Annotated in this window: 13 protein-coding genes; 9 read left to right on the forward strand and 4 right to left on the reverse strand. The window is 71.1% G+C overall.

Annotated features, from left to right (window positions below):
• Positions 1 to 4: 4 nt before the first annotated feature.
• The 8 genes from ACFVDP_RS36240 to ACFVDP_RS36275 are packed head-to-tail and all read left to right on the forward strand — an operon-like array spanning position 5 to position 7,158.
• Positions 5 to 1,015, forward strand: coding sequence for an MCE family protein (locus ACFVDP_RS36240; protein ID WP_383499304.1), 1,011 nt, complete (start codon positions 5 to 7; stop codon positions 1,013 to 1,015).
• The gene (locus tag ACFVDP_RS36245) at positions 1,012 to 2,244 is read left to right on the forward strand and encodes an MCE family protein (protein WP_383499307.1); all 1,233 of its coding nucleotides are present in this window, start codon (positions 1,012 to 1,014) and stop codon (positions 2,242 to 2,244) included. Before ACFVDP_RS36240 ends, ACFVDP_RS36245 begins: the two co-directional genes overlap by 4 nt.
• Positions 2,241 to 3,476, forward strand: coding sequence for an MlaD family protein (locus ACFVDP_RS36250; protein WP_383499310.1), 1,236 nt, complete (start codon positions 2,241 to 2,243; stop codon positions 3,474 to 3,476). Before ACFVDP_RS36245 ends, ACFVDP_RS36250 begins: the two co-directional genes overlap by 4 nt.
• Entirely contained in the window at positions 3,473 to 3,955 is a 483-nt protein-coding gene (locus ACFVDP_RS36255; RefSeq protein ID WP_383499313.1) for a hypothetical protein, read from the forward strand. The genes ACFVDP_RS36250 and ACFVDP_RS36255 overlap by 4 nt, the downstream gene beginning before the upstream one ends.
• On the forward strand, positions 3,952 to 4,659 hold the full coding sequence (locus ACFVDP_RS36260; RefSeq protein ID WP_383499316.1) for a hypothetical protein: 708 nt from the start codon (positions 3,952 to 3,954) through the stop codon (positions 4,657 to 4,659). The genes ACFVDP_RS36255 and ACFVDP_RS36260 overlap by 4 nt, the downstream gene beginning before the upstream one ends.
• Positions 4,660 to 4,662: 3 nt before the next feature.
• Positions 4,663 to 5,190 carry a nuclear transport factor 2 family protein gene (locus tag ACFVDP_RS36265; RefSeq protein ID WP_383499319.1) on the forward strand — a complete coding sequence of 176 codons (528 nt, stop codon included), beginning with the start codon at positions 4,663 to 4,665 and terminating at the stop codon, positions 5,188 to 5,190.
• 9 nt (positions 5,191 to 5,199) lie between these two features.
• Positions 5,200 to 5,907 carry a hypothetical protein gene (locus tag ACFVDP_RS36270; RefSeq protein WP_383499322.1) on the forward strand — a complete coding sequence of 236 codons (708 nt, stop codon included), beginning with the start codon at positions 5,200 to 5,202 and terminating at the stop codon, positions 5,905 to 5,907.
• A gap of 21 nt (positions 5,908 to 5,928) precedes the next feature.
• A complete protein-coding gene (locus tag ACFVDP_RS36275) occupies positions 5,929 to 7,158 on the forward strand; it encodes a hypothetical protein (RefSeq protein WP_383499325.1) in 1,230 nt (409 codons plus the stop codon).
• Here ACFVDP_RS36275 and ACFVDP_RS36280 read toward each other — a convergent pair.
• Both ACFVDP_RS36280 and ACFVDP_RS36285 read right to left on the reverse strand, forming a co-directional pair.
• Positions 7,132 to 8,760, reverse strand: coding sequence for a hypothetical protein (locus ACFVDP_RS36280; RefSeq protein ID WP_383499328.1), 1,629 nt, complete (start codon positions 8,758 to 8,760; stop codon positions 7,132 to 7,134). The two genes, ACFVDP_RS36275 and ACFVDP_RS36280, sit on opposite strands and share 27 nt — an antisense overlap.
• Positions 8,761 to 8,868: 108 nt before the next feature.
• Complete coding sequence (locus ACFVDP_RS36285; RefSeq protein WP_383499331.1) at positions 8,869 to 10,122, reverse strand: cytochrome P450; 1,254 nt, start codon at positions 10,120 to 10,122, stop codon at positions 8,869 to 8,871.
• 237 nt (positions 10,123 to 10,359) lie between these two features.
• On the opposite strand from ACFVDP_RS36285, the gene ACFVDP_RS36290 reads away from it, so the two are divergent.
• Positions 10,360 to 11,529, forward strand: a complete 1,170-nt coding sequence (locus tag ACFVDP_RS36290) for a steroid 3-ketoacyl-CoA thiolase (protein WP_383499335.1) — start codon at positions 10,360 to 10,362, stop codon at positions 11,527 to 11,529.
• Between the two features lie 9 nt (positions 11,530 to 11,538).
• Here ACFVDP_RS36290 and ACFVDP_RS36295 read toward each other — a convergent pair whose 3' ends face one another.
• The gene (locus tag ACFVDP_RS36295) at positions 11,539 to 12,516 is read right to left on the reverse strand and encodes a LacI family DNA-binding transcriptional regulator (protein WP_383499338.1); all 978 of its coding nucleotides are present in this window, start codon (positions 12,514 to 12,516) and stop codon (positions 11,539 to 11,541) included.
• A gap of 69 nt (positions 12,517 to 12,585) precedes the next feature.
• On the reverse strand, positions 12,586 to 15,549 hold the full coding sequence (locus ACFVDP_RS36300) for a CBM35 domain-containing protein (RefSeq protein WP_383499341.1): 2,964 nt from the start codon (positions 15,547 to 15,549) through the stop codon (positions 12,586 to 12,588).
• Between the last annotated feature and the right edge of the window lie 186 nt (positions 15,550 to 15,735).

The following is a 15,735-nucleotide window of genomic DNA, read 5'->3' on the forward strand; positions in this document are numbered from 1 at the left end:
GCTCATGGCAACCACGCAGACCAGGAAGAGGCTGCTCATCGGCTCCCTCGCGCTCGTCGTGCTGATCGCCGCCGGCATCGTCGGCGTCAGCGCCACCGGGGGCGGCGGACTGCGCATCACCGCCTACTTCGACCGGGCCGTCGGCATCTACGACGGCTCCGACCTCCGCATCCTCGGCGTGCGCGTCGGACGGGTCGACGGGGTGCACCCCGAGGGCACCCGGGTGCGGGTCACGCTCGCCGTCGACGACGGGGTGAAGGTGCCCGCCTCGGCGCGGGCCGTCGCCGTCGCGCCGAGCGTCGTCGCCGACCGGTACGTCCAGCTCACCCCCGCCTACTCGTCGGGCGCGGCCCTCAAGGACGGCGCGGTGCTGCCCGCCTCCCGCAACCGCACCCCCGTCGAGATCGACCAGCTCTACGACAGCATCACCGACCTCAGCAAGGCGCTCGGCCCCGACGGCGCCAACGAGAAGGGCGCCCTGTCCGGGCTGCTCACCACCGGCGCCGAGAACCTCAAGGGCAACGGCAAGGACATCGGCGACAGCATCGAGCAGTTCGGCAAGGCCGCCAAGACGCTCAACGGCAGCAGCGACGACCTGTTCACCACGCTGTCCCAGCTCCAGTCGTTCACCACCATGCTCAAACAGGAGGACTCGGGCGTGCGCACCGCGCAGGAGACCCTCGACGACGTCACCGGCTACTTCGCGGAGAACCGCGACGACCTCGCGGGCGCCCTCAAGGAACTCGGCACCGCGCTCGGCAAGGTCAAGACGTTCATCAACGACCACCGGGCCGAACTGAAGGACAACGTCGACAAGCTCGTCCCCATCACCCAGGCCCTCGTCGACCAGCGGGCCTCACTCGCCGAAGCGCTCGACGTCGCGCCGCTCGCCGCCGACAACGTCCTGAACGCGTACAACCCGAAGACCCGCACCCTCGACGGCCGCGCCAACCTCAACGAGCTGAGCTCGGGCGGGCCGCTGCTGCCGCTGCCCTCGGTGGGAGGCGACCAGTGAACCGGTCCACCGCCCGCACGGGAGCCGCGCTCGGCGGTGCCCTCGCCATCACCGTCGCCTTCCTCCTCACCCTCGGCGTGATCAACGTCCCCACGCCGGCCTTCGGCGGCCTGGAGGACGTGCCGCTGCCCGGCGGCGCCGACCTCGGCGCACACCCGTACACCATCACCGCCGACATGAAGGACGTGCTCAGCCTCGTCCCGCAGTCCGCGGTGAAGGTCAACGACGTGTCCGTCGGCCGTGTCACCGACATCGAACTCGCCGGCAAGGACAGCTGGACCGCCCGCGTCACCATGCGCATCAACGGCGACGTCAAGCTGCCCGCCGACGCCGGCGCCCGCATCGAGCAGTCCAGCCTCCTCGGCGAGAAGTACGTCCAGCTCGTCAAGCCCGACAACGGCACCGGCACACTCCACGCGGGCGCCACCATCCCCGTCTCCCGCACCGGCCGCAACACCGAGGTCGAAGAGGTCTTCGGCGCGCTGTCGCTGCTCCTCAACGGCGGCGGCGTCAACCAGCTCAAGACCATCACCCAGGAACTCAACAAGGCCGTCGGCGGCCGCGAGTCCGATGTCCGCTCCACCCTGCGCCGCGTCAACACCCTGGTCACCGACCTCGACGACCACCGCGGCGACATCACCGCCGCGCTCGACGGGGTCAACCGGCTCTCGGCGACGCTCGCCCACCGCAAGGAGGACGTCGCCACCGTGCTGTCCGACCTCTCACCCGGCCTCAAGACCCTTGAGGAACAACGGGGTTCACTGATGACGATGCTGCGCTCCCTCGACCGCCTCGGAGACGTCGCCACCGACACCATCAACCGCAGCCAGGCCGACATGGTCGCCGACCTCAAGTCCCTCGCGCCGACGCTTAAGGCGCTCGCGGACTCGGGCCAGGACCTGCCGAACTCGCTTCAGGTGCTGCTCACTTACCCGTTCACCGATGAGGTCATGAACGGCATCAAGGGGGACTACCTCAACACGTACATGAGCATCGCGGCGGTGGGTGGTACGACGCTCATACCGCCGCTGGAGGAGAGCGACGGGAGCGCGACGCCGACGGCCACCGCGCAGAACTCGCTGAAGAAGTCGTCGGGGAAGTCCTCCGGTAAGTCGTCCGGATCCCCGGGGGCGTCGTCGCCGTTGCCGCTTCCGTCCACGACCGGGAGTACGAGTGCGAGTACGGGTACGAGCGTGAGCGCGACGCCGAGCGGGGGTGCCTCCCGATGATCACCCTCGCGATCCGGCTCAAGAACCTGGCGTTCCTGCTCATCGCCGTCCTCGTCCTCGGCTACCTCGGCATCCGCTACGCCGACCTCGGCCGCTACGTAGGTGCCGCCGACTACTACACGGTGAAGGTGCAACTCCCGCGCACGGGCGGTTTGTTCACCCACTCCGACGTCACCTACCGGGGCGTCTCGGTGGGCCGCGTCGGGCCGATCAACCTCACCGGTGAGGGCGTCGAGGCCGAGCTGCGCATCAAGAAGTCCGCGCCGCACATCCCCGACGACGCCAAGGCGGTCGTGGCGAGCCTGTCCGCGGTGGGCGAGCAGTACATCGACCTGCGCCCGGACCGTTCCGGCGGCCCGTACCTCGCCGACGGCGCCCGCATCGACCGGACCGCGTCCTCGGTGCCGAACCCGGTCACCGACGTCCTGTCGAGCGTCGACAACCTCACCACGTCCGTCCCGCTCGACGACCTGCGCACGGTCGTCGACGAGTTCGGCAAGGCCTTCGAGGGGCGCGGCGAGGACCTGCAACTCCTCATGGACAACGGCTCGGACTTCGTCCAGGCCGCCGACAAGGCCCTCCCCGAGACCACGAAGCTCATGAACGACGGCGAGGTCGTCCTGCGCACCCAGGCCGAGGAGGGCGACGCCATCAAGTCCTTCGCGTCCGGCGCCAGCGAACTGGCCTCCACCCTCAAGGGCTCCGACGCCGACCTGCGCCGCCTGGTCATGGCCGCGCCGGACGCCGCCACCCGGATCAGCGGCCTGCTGCGCGATCTGAACCCCGAGGTCGGTGTGGTCCTCGCCAACCTCCTCACCACCTCCGAGGTCGCCGTCACCCGGCAGCGCGGCACCGAGGAACTCCTCGTGAAGCTGCCCGCGGCCGTCGCCGCGGGGGCCACGGCCGTCGACGGGAAGAAGGTCAACTTCGGCATGGCGGTCACGTTCTTCAAGCCCCTTCCGTGCACGGCGGGTTACTCGGGCACCAAATACCGGCTCGGTACGGATCTCAGCGCGGCGCCCGCCACGAACACCGGCGCCCGCTGCACGGCGCCGGCGTCGAGCGGCGTGAACGTACGCGGCTCGGCGCATGCGCCGGGCGGCGGCGCCGTACCCAAGCCCGCACAGCCGGGCGCGCTGTCGCTGCCCTCGGTGACTGATGGGTCGTCCGCGTCATCTTCTGGTTCTGGGATGGCCGGACTGCTCGGACTGTCCGAGGGGAGCGGGCGGTGAGGCGGGCCCTGACGGGGGTGGGGCTCGCCGTCGCGCTCGCGGTGTGCGGTACGGGGGCCTGGTCGTACGCGCAGGCGCGCAGTGACGGCGACCTCGCGTACGGCCGGGCCCGGGATGCGGTGCTGTCCGACGGGCGGGTTGCCGTGGCCCGGCTCACGACTCTGGACGCGTCGACTTCGGCTCGGGCCAAGGCCGGGGTGCGGGAGTGGAAGACGGTGACCACGGGTCCGTTGCGGGCTGAACTGGCGCGGGTGTCGCCTGCCGCCGGGGCGTCGTCCCGCGGGGTCGTCACTGATGCGGCGGTCACCGCGCTGGACGACCGGGCCGGCACGGCGAAGCTGATCGCGACGGTGCAGGTGAAATCGGGCTCGGCCGCGGCGGAGCGCAAGCGCCTGGAGGCGGTACTGAGCCGGGCCTCCGACGGCACCTGGAAGATCAAGTCACTCGGAGCGGTACCGGTGACGGGGGAGTCGAAGTGACCCACGACGTCGAGGCGGACGCCACCGAAGAGGCCCCCGGCACCGTGGGCCGCCTTGCCCACCCTGCCGCCCCAGGCGGCAGATTGCCCAAGGCGTGGTGGCCCCGTAAGGGGCGCGGGGAACTGCGCGACCAGCCACAACCGGACGCGCACCCGGAAACGGACCTTGATGCGCCGCCCGAGGAAGAGCAGCCCGCACCCTCGCGAGCCCGGCTACAGATCATCGTCGCCGCCGTCGTGGCCGTGCTCCTCCTAGCCACCGGCACCGTCCTCTTCTACCTCGCCCACGACCTCCGCACCGACCCCGCAACCAAGAACCAGGCCCTCACCGACGCCGACGCCACCAACCGCGTCAACGGCGACATCAGCAGCGCCCTCGCCAAAATCTTCTCCTACACCCCGGACGGCACAGCCGCGACCCAGCGCACGGCATCCCAGGTCCTGACCGGCAAGGCGGCCAAGCAGTACGCCGAACTCTTCACCCAGGTACAGAAGAACGCGCCGGCCCAGAAAGTCACCCTCACCACCGACGCCGTCCGCGTCGGCACGGTCAGCCTGCGCGGCGACACCGCGCACCTGCTCGTGTTCCTCGACCAGTCGACGCACCGCGGCGACAAGAAGGCGGTCACGTCCGCCGCGCAGCTCTCCGTCACCGCTCAACTCACCGACGACGTATGGCAGATCGTCGACATCAAGGCCAGGTGAACCATGCTGAAAAGACCCCTGCTCGTCGTGGCGCTCGTGCTCACCCTCGTCGCGGGCGGCTTCGCCGTCTGGGGCGGCTGGTCCTGGTACGGGGCCGCGCACGACGACACGGCCTCCTTCGCCGCGGCCCGCGACGACGCCCTGGAGGCGGGTGAGCAGGCCGTGCAGAACCTCAACACCCTCGACCACCAGAAGCTCGACAGCGGCCTCGACCTGTGGGAGAGCTCCACGACCGGCGCGCTGCACTCCCAACTGGTCAAGGGACGGACGGAGTTCGCGAAGCAAGTGCAGAGCGCCAAGACGGTCAGTACGGCGAAGGTGCTCGACGGCGCCCTGACCGAACTCGACGAGCGGGCCGGGAAGGCCCGCGTCATGGTCGCGCTCCGGATCACCGTGAAGGCGTCCGGCCAGAAGGCCACTGACAAGGACAGCCGGATGCTCGGCGAACTCACCCGCACCGACGGCCACTGGAAACTCAGCGCCCTCGCCCAGGCCCAGGTCGGCGACACGGCCTCGTCCACCACCGACTGAGGAGCCACCATGCCGTCGACCACCCGCCACACCCTCAACCGCCAACGCCAGCGCCAGAACCAGCGAGCCGAGCAGCTCACCACGCCGGCCGAGACCGCGACCGAGACCGAGGCCCCGGCACCCGTCGAGAAGAAGACCCGGCCGCGCCCTGAACCCCGTACCACCGAGAAGGCCACGAGCCTCAAGCCGGCCACCACCCCCCGCCGCCTCCTCGCCGCCCTCTTCCTTTTCACCCTCCTCCTCGGCGCCTTCGCCGGCTGGGCGCACGCCCGTTCCCACGCGCTCACCGACACGGCCGCCGCCCAGAACACCGCGCTGACCGACCCCGCCCGCACCAGCGACGTGAAGGGCCAGGCGGAGAAGGCCGTCAACGCCCTCTTCTCCTACGACTACGCCAACCCGAAGACGGAGGAGAAGGCCGCCGACAGCCTCCTCACCGGCAAGGCGGTCGGCCAGCACCGCACGCTCCTGGCGCCCGTCCTCGCGCAGGCGCAGAAGCAGAAGACGGTCGTCACCACCACCGTCACCGACAGCGCGGTCGAGCGGATCGACGGCGACCGCGCCCGGGTCCTCGTCTACGCCGACCAGTCCAGCACCAGCACGGCGGCGAAGGCGAAGGACGCCGCCGCGAACTACGCGGGCGCCATGCTCGCCCTCGATCTCGTCCACCGCGACGGCCGCTGGCTGGTCTCCGCGATCGACACCTTCAGCAGCTGACGAACCGACGAAAGGGACCACATGCGCACCCCGCGACCGAGCAAACGCCCCCGCCTGAGCCGCCGGCTGCGCGGCACCGCGGTCGCCGTCGCCGCGACGGCGCTGCTGACGGCGTCCCAGGCCCCGGGGGTCGTGGAACAGCTGACCAAGAGCCACGACGGCGGCACCGACCCCGTCGCCCTCGCGGGCGGCACCGGCGCCCTGCCCTCCGTCCCCTCCCAGGGCGACGACTCGTACCACACCGAGCTGCCGCCGCTGACGACGCCGGACAACCCGGACGTGACGTTCCCGCCGACGGTGATCCGCGCCGAGGCCGGCATCCCCGCGACCGTCCTCGCCGCCTACCGCAGAGCCGAGACGTCCGTCGGCCGCACCGACCCCGGCTGCCGCCTGCCGTGGCAACTGCTCGCCGCGATCGGCAAGGTCGAGTCCGGTCAGGCGCGCGGCGGCGACGTCGACGCGAAGGGCAACACCCGGCACCGGATCACCGGACCGCCCCTGAACGGCAAGGGCTTCGCGCTCATCCGCGACACCGAGGGCGGCCTGTGGGACGGCGACGCCGTCTACGACCGGGCCGTCGGCCCGATGCAGTTCCTGCCCGGCACCTGGCGCCGCTGGGGCGCCGACGGCAACGGGGACGGCACCTCCGACCCCAACAACATCTTCGACGCGGCCCTCGCGGCCGGCCACTACCTGTGCGCGGGCAACCGCGACGTCGGCACCGGCGGCGGCCTGGAGCGGGCGATCCTCAGCTACAACTACTCGCGCGACTATCTCCGTACGGTCCTGTACTGGATGGAGTTCTACCGCAAGGGCGTGCACACCGTCGCCGACGGCAAGGGCATCGTCCCGGACAGCCCCGGCGCGGGCTCCGACACCCCGGCGACCAAGCCCGTCGACGGCGACAAGGGCGGCGGCATCGTCATCGGCCCGCCGCCCACCCGGCAGCCGAGCCCCAGCCCGACCACCTCGTCCAAGCCCTCGCCGTCGCCCACCGACACCGGCGAGCCGAGCCCCAGCCCCACCCCCGGGCCCACCGACAGCGGCTCCGGGACACCGCCCGTCACCACCCCGCCGACCGACGGCACCACGCCCCCGGCGACCGACGAGCCCGGCACCGGCACCCCGAGCGACGGTGGCTGCCCGTCCGACAGCGCGAGCCCGACGGACACCGCGAGCCCGACGGCCTCGCCCAGCCCCTCGGAGACCCCGACCGAATCGCCCTCACCCTGCGCGACACCCGGGAGCTGACGGATCCGGCGACGGCCCGCGCTCCCAGCCCGAGCCCACCCGGTAGGTGCCCGCCGCAGGGGCCACCAGTTCGGTGAACCCGCCCGCGCGCTGCGGCCGCACCGTCAGACAGCCGTGCTCGGACTTCAGCCACGGCGAGTACGCGACCTTCAGCGTCGCCGTGCCCGCCCGGCTGAAGCGGACGGTGACCCGCGCCCCGTCCGAGCGCACGACGGTCGCGGGCGCCGACACCAGCGGCACCGCGTCCCGCACCCGGTACACGCGCCAGTGCGGGTCGCGCCACACCGGCTCCAGATAGGCGGGCCCGGAGCGGACGAACGCGGCCTCCTGCTCGGCGAACCCGTCCGGCGTGCCCTCGGGCAGCACCACGAAGCTGACCGCCCACCGGTCCAGCCACGCCCGGTAGGTGCCCGCCGAGAACGTGCCGTCGTAGAAGAGCCGCCCCCGCTCGACGTCGAGCTGCCGGTTCCAGCCGCGCGCCATGTTCACGTACGGGGCGAGGGCCGTCGCCTCCCGGTGGTTGCGGGCCGGGATCACCTCCACCCGGCTGCGGTCGGCGCGCAGCCGCTCCAACTCCCGTACGACGTCGTGGGTCTCGGCCGCCCAGGCGGGCACCCGGGTCGACACCCGCAGATCGTCGGCCGTCTTCTGCGCCACCCATACCGAGGACCAGACGAGCGCCACGGCCAGGACGAGCGCCCGCAGCCGGTGCCGTCCCTGCAGCAGGTCCTGGAGTGCCGCCAACAGCACGGCAGGGGCGGCGAGTTCGGCGAGCCGCTCCACGTTCGTGCCGACGGGGGAGGGGACGAGATAGGTGACGACGGTGCCGGCCGCGTAGACACCGGCCGCCCAGCGCGCCACCCGCCAGCGCCGCGGCCCCGCCACCAGCAGTGCCAGCGCGAGCACCACCGGCGGCCAGATCCGGCCCGGCGGCATCAACTGCTCGCCCTGGAAGGGGAACAGCAGCGTCGTCGTGCCCACGACTACCGCGGGCGGCACCAGGTACGCGGCGGCCCGGCCCCAGTCCCGTACGCCCAGATACCCGGCCCCCACGACGGCCAGAAACAGCCCCGCCACCGGGGAGGCCATCGTGGCGAGCGCCGCGCAGAGCGCCCCGGCCGCATACCCCCGCCGCCCGGTGAGCGCCACGGCCGCGCCGAGTCCGAGGGCCACCCCGAGCGCGAAGGTGGACCGTCCCGACGCCACGTCGCACCACAGGGCCAGGGAGAGCAGGACGGCGGGCGGCAGCGGGCGGGCGATGCCGGTGCGCACGAACAGGACCGCGCCCAGCCAGGCGGCGGCGAGCCCGGACACCACCGTGACCGGCCGCACCCCGACCTCGGCCATCACATACGGCGAGATCAGCGAGTAGTTGGCGGTGTGCATGCCGCCGTACCAGAACAGGTTGTACGCCGACGCCCCGTGGTCGGCGGCGAACCGGGCCCACGCCTGCTGGGCCGCGAGGTCGCCGCCGCCCGTCGCGAGGAACAGCGCCCACACCGCGTACAGCGGCAGCGTGGGCACCGTCGCGAGCAGCGGCACCCGGTGACGCACGACCAGCGGTGTGCGGCGGCGGGCGAAGAAAAGGTCGACCGTGGCCACGGGTTCCGAACCATCCGTCTCTCGTCGTGTCGCGTCTTCTCAGGTCTCGGGGAGAAGACGCGTATCGCGACGAAAGTGTTCATTCAGGGGGACGGATCCGGCCGGATTTCACCCCTTCGCGGGCGCGGCCACCTGGAGTTCCTTGACGCCGTTGAGCCAGGCCGCGCGCAGCCGCCGGGGATCGCCGACGAGCCGCAGGTCGGGCAGGGCGTCCGCGATCGCGTTGAAGATCAGGTCGATCTCCAGCACGGCCAGGGACTTGCCGAGGCAGAAGTGCGGACCGCCGCCGCCGAAGCCCAGGTGCGGGTTCGGGTCGCGGGTGATGTCGAAGGTGGCGGGGTCGGTGAAGACCTCCGGGTCGTGGTTGGCGGAGGAGTAGAAGATGCCGACCCGGTCGCCCGCCTTGATCTTCTGGCCGCCGAGTTCGGTGTCCTGGGTGGCGGTGCGCTGGAAGGAGACGACCGGCGTCGCCCAGCGCACGATCTCCTCGGCCGTGGTCTTCGGGCGGTCGCGCTTGTACAGCTCCCACTGGTCGGGGTGGGTGAGGAAGGCGTGCATGCCGTGGGTGATGGCGTTGCGCGTCGTCTCGTTGCCGGCGACGGCGAGCAGGATCACGAAGAAGCCGAACTCGTCCGAGGACAGGTTGCCCTGGTCCTCCGCCGCGACCAGCTGGCTCACGATGTCCTTGGCCGGGCACTGCTTGCGGTCCGCCGCGAGGTTCATCGCGTAGGACACGATCTCCATCGCGGCCTCGGCGCCGATCTCCTCGGTGATCGCGTACTCCGGATCGTCGTACGCCACCATCTTGTTGGACCAGTCGAAGACCTTCGAGCGGTCGTCCTGCGCGATGCCGATGAGTTCGGCGATGGCTTGAAGCGGCAGTTCGACGGCGACGTTGGTGACGAAGTCGAACGACCCGTCGGGACCGGCCTGTTCGAGCGCGGTCGCGACGATGTCGTGGGCGCGGGTGCGCAGGGCGTCCTCGAGGGAGCGGATGGCGCGCGGGGTGAAGCCGCGCTGCACGATCTGGCGCACGCGCGTGTGCTCGGGCGGATCCATGTTCAGCATGATCATCTTCTGGATCTCGATCTGGTCGCGCTGGATCGAGGAGTTGAACCGGATCACCGCGGTGTTGATGTTGGAGGAGTAGATCTCCGGGTGCGTGGACACGTACTTGACGTCGGCGTGCCGGGTCACCGCCCAGTAGCCCGCGTCGTCGAAACCGGAGATCCCGCGTTCCTGCGGAATCCAGCGGACCGGCTCGGCCTGCCGAAGCTCGGCGAACTCCGGGTACGGCACGCGGTCCTGGAGCAGATCGGGGTCGGTGAAGTCGAACCCGTCGGGCAGCGCTGGGCACGGCATGGGCCACTCCAAAATCTGTCTGACGCTCCGTCAGGTATGGCTCGAAAGGTAGTAACGGGTTCTAGAAGTGGCAAGGGGCACGGCTGTGTTGGTTCCGTGTGTTGTGCTTGCACGACCCTTGCGTACCGGGGGTAAGCGCGCCGAGACTGCATGGATAACTGGTACGCGTTCTAGTTTCCGACGGAACGCTCAGTCCAGGTTCCATCCGTCCGGGATTGCGTGGAGAGGACGACTGTCATGGCAGCCGAGCCCGTCATCGTCGAAGCCGTACGTACCCCGATCGGCAAGCGCGGCGGCGCGCTCGCCAATCTCCACCCCGCGTATCTGCTGGGGGAGACGTACCGAGAACTCCTCGGCCGCACCGGCATCCAGCCGGACTGCGTCGAGCAGATCGTCGGCGGCACGGTCACGCACGCGGGCGAGCAGTCCATGAACCCGGCGCGCACGGCGTGGCTGACGATGGGCCTGCCGTACGAGACCGCGGCCACCACCGTCGACTGTCAGTGCGGCTCCTCGCAGCAGGCCTCGCACATGACCGCCAACATGATCGCGGCGGGCGTCATCGACGTCGGCATCTCCTGCGGCGTCGAGGCCATGTCGCGCGTCCCGCTCGGCTCCGGCTCCAAGCACGGTCCCGGCAAGCCGTTCCCGGACGAGGGCAACGTCGACCTGCCCAACCAGTTCGAGGCCGCCGAGCGCATCGCGCGCCGCCGCGAGCTGACCCGGGAGAACGTCGACTCGCTCGGTCTCATCTCGCAGGAGCGGGCCGCGATCGCGTGGTCGGAGGAGCGCTTCAAACGCGAGACGTTCGCCGTGCAGGTGCCGACCACCGAGGCCGAGCAGGCGGCCGGGCAGGGCATGTGGCGCCTGGTCGACCGGGACGAGGGGCTGCGCGACACGACCATGGAGGGCCTGTCGGGTCTCAAGGCCGTCATGCCGACCGCCGTGCACACGGCCGGGAACTCCTCGCAGATCTCCGACGGCGCGTCCGCCATCATGTGGGCGTCGAAGCGGATGGCGCGGGCGCTGAAGCTGAAGCCGCGCGCCCGGATCGTCGCCCAGGCGCTGGTCGGCTCGGACCCGCACTACCACCTGGACGGGCCGGTGGACGCGACGCGCGCGGTGCTCGGCAAGGCCGGCATGACCCTCAAGGACATCGACCTCGTCGAGATCAACGAGGCGTTCGCGTCGGTCGTCCTCAGCTGGGCGCAGGTCTTCGAGCAGGACCTGGAGAAGGTGAACGTGAACGGCGGCGCGATCGCCCTCGGCCACCCGGTGGGCGCGACCGGTGCCCGTCTCATCACGACCGCGCTGCACGAACTGGAGCGCCGGGACAAGGAGTTCGCGCTCATCACGATGTGCGCGGGCGGCGCCCTGGCCACGGGCACCATCATCCAGCGGCTCTAGCGATCTGTTCTATCGGAGCGGAGCCGTGGACTGGCGCACGACCAGCTCCGGCTCGTGGAGCAGTTCGTGCGGGGTGGGGCTGTCGCCCGAGATCTGGTTCGCCAGCAGGGTGACGGCCGCCCGCGACATCGCCTCGATCGGCTGGCGCAGGGTGGTCAGCGGCGGGTCGGTGTAGTTCATGAACGCGGAGTCGTCGAACCCGACGACGGACAGGTCGTCGGGGATGCGCAGCCCCACCCGCCGGGCGGCGCGCACGGCCCCCAGGGCCAGGACGTCGCTGCCGCAGATCAGCGCGGTGACCTTGTGGGCAAGAAGCTCGGAGGCGACGGCCTGGCCGCCCTCGAAGGAGAACAGCGCGTGGCCGACGGGGTGGCTGCCACCGCTGCCCGAGGTCAGGGCCTCGAACGCGGCGGCCTTGCGGCGCGACGGCATGTGGTGGCCGGGCCCGACCATCAGGCCGATGTCGGTGTGCCCCATCGCCGTGAGGTGGGAGAAGGCCTGGCGGACGGCGGCCTCGTCGTCGGTGCTGACGCTGGGGAAGCCCGCGTAGTCGACCGCGGCGTTCAGCAGCACGACGGGCACCCCGCGCTGGAGCAGCGCCTGGTGCTCGTCCTCGGTCAGCCCGCCGCAGAAGATGACCCCGGCGACCTGCTGGTCCAGGAGCATCGACACGTACTCCGCCTCGGTGAGGCCGCCCGCGGTGCGCGTGCACAGGACCGGGGTGAAGCCGAGCTGGACGAGGGCGCCGCCGGCTATCTCCGCTATCGCGGGGAAGATCGGGTTCTGAAGCTCGGGCAGGACGATGCCCACCAGGCGGGCCCGCGCGGCGCGCAGGTGCGTGGGGCGTTCGTAGCCGAGGACGTCGAGCGCGGTGAGGACGGCCTGACGCGTGCTGTCGGACACGCCGGGCTTCTCGTTGAGGACGCGACTGACGGTCGCTTCACTGACGCCCACTCGACGGGCTACTTCTGCGAGCTTGCGGGCCATGGCCGGAGTGTATCCGCACGTCAGTGCGGGACCGCGGGGCATGGTGCGCCCCGCGGCCCCGGCCGTCGCTCAGAAGCCGCTGTTGCCGCTGCCCCGGGTGACGGTGAAGCCCGGGGCGTTGTTGAGCAGGCCGCCCGTCTTCGCGGTGACCGTGGTGTTCGAGACGGTCATGCCGCCCGTGACGTTGTTGAGGTCGAAGCCGTAGGTGCCGGCGTTGGCGATGGTGTTCCCGTCGAGTCTCAGGTCGCTGATCCTCTTGGCGTAGGAGAGCAGGACGCCCTGGTAGGTGCTGTCCTTGATGGTGTTGCCGTCGACGTGGACGGGCTGGGTGATGTCGGCGGTGTCGGCGTAGATCCACAGGGCGCCGATCGTGGTGGCCCAGTTGATGTGGTACGAGCCGCAGCGCGTGAGGAGGTTGTCGCGGACGTAGATGTCGGAGCTGAAGCCCTGCCCGAAGTAGGTGCTGATGGTGATGCCCGAACCGAAGGCGACCGTGTCGCTGACCGCGTTGTTCTCCAGGGTGTTGTCGCCGCCGCCGTAGACCCCGATGCCATTGGCCTGGATGGGCAGTTGCGCGGTGTTGTGGGAGACGGTGCTGTGGGTGACGTTGCCGTCCTCGGTGTCGAGGGCGAGGGAGTCGTCACCGGTGTTGCGTACGTGCGACTGCTCGATCCGGGTGTTGTCGGAGCCGCCGTGGACGTGCAGGCCGTCGGCGAAGACGTCGCGCACGCGGACGCCGGAGACGAGCAGACCGGTGCCGGGCCGCGCCCACAGGCCGACCTTGGTGTGCTCCATCCACACGTTGTAGATGAGGGAGCCCGAGGCGAAGCTGCCCTCGATGGCGGCCGCGCCCGAGTCGTTGTTGCGGAAGGTCTGGTCGCCGAAGACGGACAGGTCGGCGATCTGCACCCGGCCGCCGGTGGAGAAGAGGCCGCCCGCGCCGTTCTCCGCGGTGGACTTCAGCGTGGTGTACCAGGGCCCGGCGCCGCGCAGCGCGACCCCCGACAGGTTGACGCGGCCCGAGATCGCGTACGTACCGGACGGCAGCCAAAGACCCTTGCCCGCGCTCGCGGCGCTGCTCAGCGCCGAGTTGAGGGCGCTGGTCACGTCACCGTCGCCGGGCGTGACGCCATAGTCCGCGGCGGAGACGTAGCCGGACGGCATGGTGGCGGCGGGGTCGACGAGTTCGGTGTCGACGACGTCGACCGTGTACGAGGCGGCCGTCGACCCGGCGTCCTTCTGGAGCTTGAGGACGGTACCGGCGGGCCAGGTCGTCGAGTGGAGGTAGCGGACCTCGTCGAAGTAGTGGTGACCGGTCGCATCCCCGGCGTTTCCGGGGGTGTTGGTGTCGTAGTAGCCAGCGCCGTAGAGCCACGAGAACTTGTTGGTGGTCTGGAGGTCCGTCACCTTCGTGGAGCCCGTGTACAGGGACAGCGGCGCGGTGGTGACCGATCCGCTCGCGGTGTCGGGGATCGAGTAGCGCACGACGAGCGCGTTGGCCGGCTTCGTCAGCGTGACCTGCACGTACTGGCCCGTGTCGGTCAGCTTCACCGCGCTGCGGCCGGTGGACTCGGCGGACTGGCTCGGGTAGCTCGTGCTCACGGCCAGCTTGGTGCCGTTGGTGGTGGAGTCGGCCGCCCGGTACTCCGTGTACGGCAGCGTGGCGCCCTGCGCGGACAGCGCGGTGCCGCCGTCGACGGAGACGCTGTCCACCGCGACGTTCCCGCTGTCGCCGGATTCGCTGCGCAGCCCGATCAGGTTCAGGCCGCCGCGCAGCTTCGCGTCGGAGACCGTGACGTAGGCCCAGCCGTCGGCGGCGGGCAGGGACAGCTGACGGGAGCGGACGCCGTTCAGGTACAGGGAGAGGGTCTGCGTCGAGCCGGTGGTGTTGCGGTAGGTGACGGCCACCGGGTAGGTGCCCGCGGAGGGCACGGCGGTGTCGATGACGGTCTCGGCGCCCTGCGCGGTGAAGCCGGTGAGGTAGCCGCTGCCCGAGTACCCGGACAGGGACGTGGCCTTGGCGGGCCCGCCGGTGGCGAACGCGGTCTCCGCCTCGTACGCCTTGCCCGGGGCGGTGCCGCCCCCGCCCGCGGGCGGTTCGGTGGAGCCCGCGGAGACGGTGATGCCGTCGAGGTTGACGTTGCCGGAGTCGGCGGAGTCGAAGCGGTAGGCGACGGTGTTGGAGCCCGCCTTCAGCGTGAGCGACTCGGTGCGCCTCGCCCAGGTGTTCCAGTCGGAGGTCGCCGGGAGCGAGGTCGTCAGGGCCTTGGTGCCGTTGACGTACACCGACAGGGTCTTGGCGGAGCCGTTCCCATTGGCGTAGCGCAGCGCCACGTCGGCGGATCCGGCGGCGGCCGCGCTGACGGTGAAGGTGGTGGCGGCGGTGCCCTTGTGGGAGTCGGTGTAGCCGCCCACATAGCCGGTGCCCTGATAGCCGGAGTGCTCGGTCTCGGTCACGGTGCCGCCGCTCAGCGCCGCGGACTCGGCCTCGTACTGTCCGTCGACCGCTTCGGGGGCGGCCGCGAGGGTGATCGCGTCGAGGTTGACGTTCCCGGAGTCGCCGGAGTCGAAGCGGTAGGCGATCGTGTTGCCGCCGCCGACCAGCGTGACCGGGCTGGTCACCGTGGCCCAGGTGTTCCAGTCCGCGGTGGCCGGCAGGGAGACGGCGCCCGCCTTCGTGCCGCGCACGTACAGGGACAGGGTCTGCGTGCTGCCGGTGCCGTTGGCGTAGCGCAGGGTCGAGGTGTGGGCGCCCGCGCTCGCCGCGGTGACGGTGAACGTGGTGGCGGCCGAGCCCTTCGCGGAGTCGGTGTAGCCGCCGACGAAGCCGCTGCCGGTGAAGCCCGTGTGATCGCTCTGGACGGCGGCGCCGCCGCTGAGCGCGGCCGACTCGGCCTGGTAGGTGGTGGACGCGGCCACGGCCGGGGTGCCGAGCGCGCCGAGCGCGGCGCACAGCACGGCGAGGACCGTGCCCACGAGAAGGAGCCGGGATCTGGTGCGCTCGGGGCGGAGCGCGGAGCCGGTTCGAGGCATGGGGAACTCCCATGGAAAAGGGGGCGGGTGAGTGACGCGCACCGTAACGGCGGGGTGATGCGGCGGCAATGCGTGCGGACATCCGCGATTTCCGGCGACGCGTTCCGCGAAATTGTTTGCGTCGCTTGCGCGGCCACAACTAGCAGCGTGTGCAGGCAAGTTGGGGCTGGTGAATGGTGCTGTTCG

This window comes from Streptomyces sp. NPDC057694 (genome assembly GCF_042799415.1).
GTDB lineage: Bacteria > Actinomycetota > Actinomycetes > Streptomycetales > Streptomycetaceae > Streptomyces.

What these genes read in the sequence shown, in the direction of transcription:
- ACFVDP_RS36270 (WP_383499322.1), top strand. Translation starts at nt 5,200, where the DNA reads ATGCCGTCGACCACCCGCCACACCCTCAACCGCCAACGCCAGCGCCAG.
- ACFVDP_RS36290 (WP_383499335.1), top strand. Translation starts at nt 10,360, where the DNA reads ATGGCAGCCGAGCCCGTCATCGTCGAAGCCGTACGTACCCCGATCGGC.
- ACFVDP_RS36300 (WP_383499341.1), bottom strand. Translation starts at nt 15,549, where the DNA reads ATGCCTCGAACCGGCTCCGCGCTCCGCCCCGAGCGCACCAGATCCCGG.
- ACFVDP_RS36295 (WP_383499338.1), bottom strand. Translation starts at nt 12,516, where the DNA reads ATGGCCCGCAAGCTCGCAGAAGTAGCCCGTCGAGTGGGCGTCAGTGAA.
- ACFVDP_RS36250 (WP_383499310.1), top strand. Translation starts at nt 2,241, where the DNA reads ATGATCACCCTCGCGATCCGGCTCAAGAACCTGGCGTTCCTGCTCATC.
- ACFVDP_RS36265 (WP_383499319.1), top strand. Translation starts at nt 4,663, where the DNA reads ATGCTGAAAAGACCCCTGCTCGTCGTGGCGCTCGTGCTCACCCTCGTC.
- ACFVDP_RS36285 (WP_383499331.1), bottom strand. Translation starts at nt 10,122, where the DNA reads ATGCCGTGCCCAGCGCTGCCCGACGGGTTCGACTTCACCGACCCCGAT.
- ACFVDP_RS36275 (WP_383499325.1), top strand. Translation starts at nt 5,929, where the DNA reads ATGCGCACCCCGCGACCGAGCAAACGCCCCCGCCTGAGCCGCCGGCTG.
- ACFVDP_RS36240 (WP_383499304.1), top strand. Translation starts at nt 5, where the DNA reads ATGGCAACCACGCAGACCAGGAAGAGGCTGCTCATCGGCTCCCTCGCG.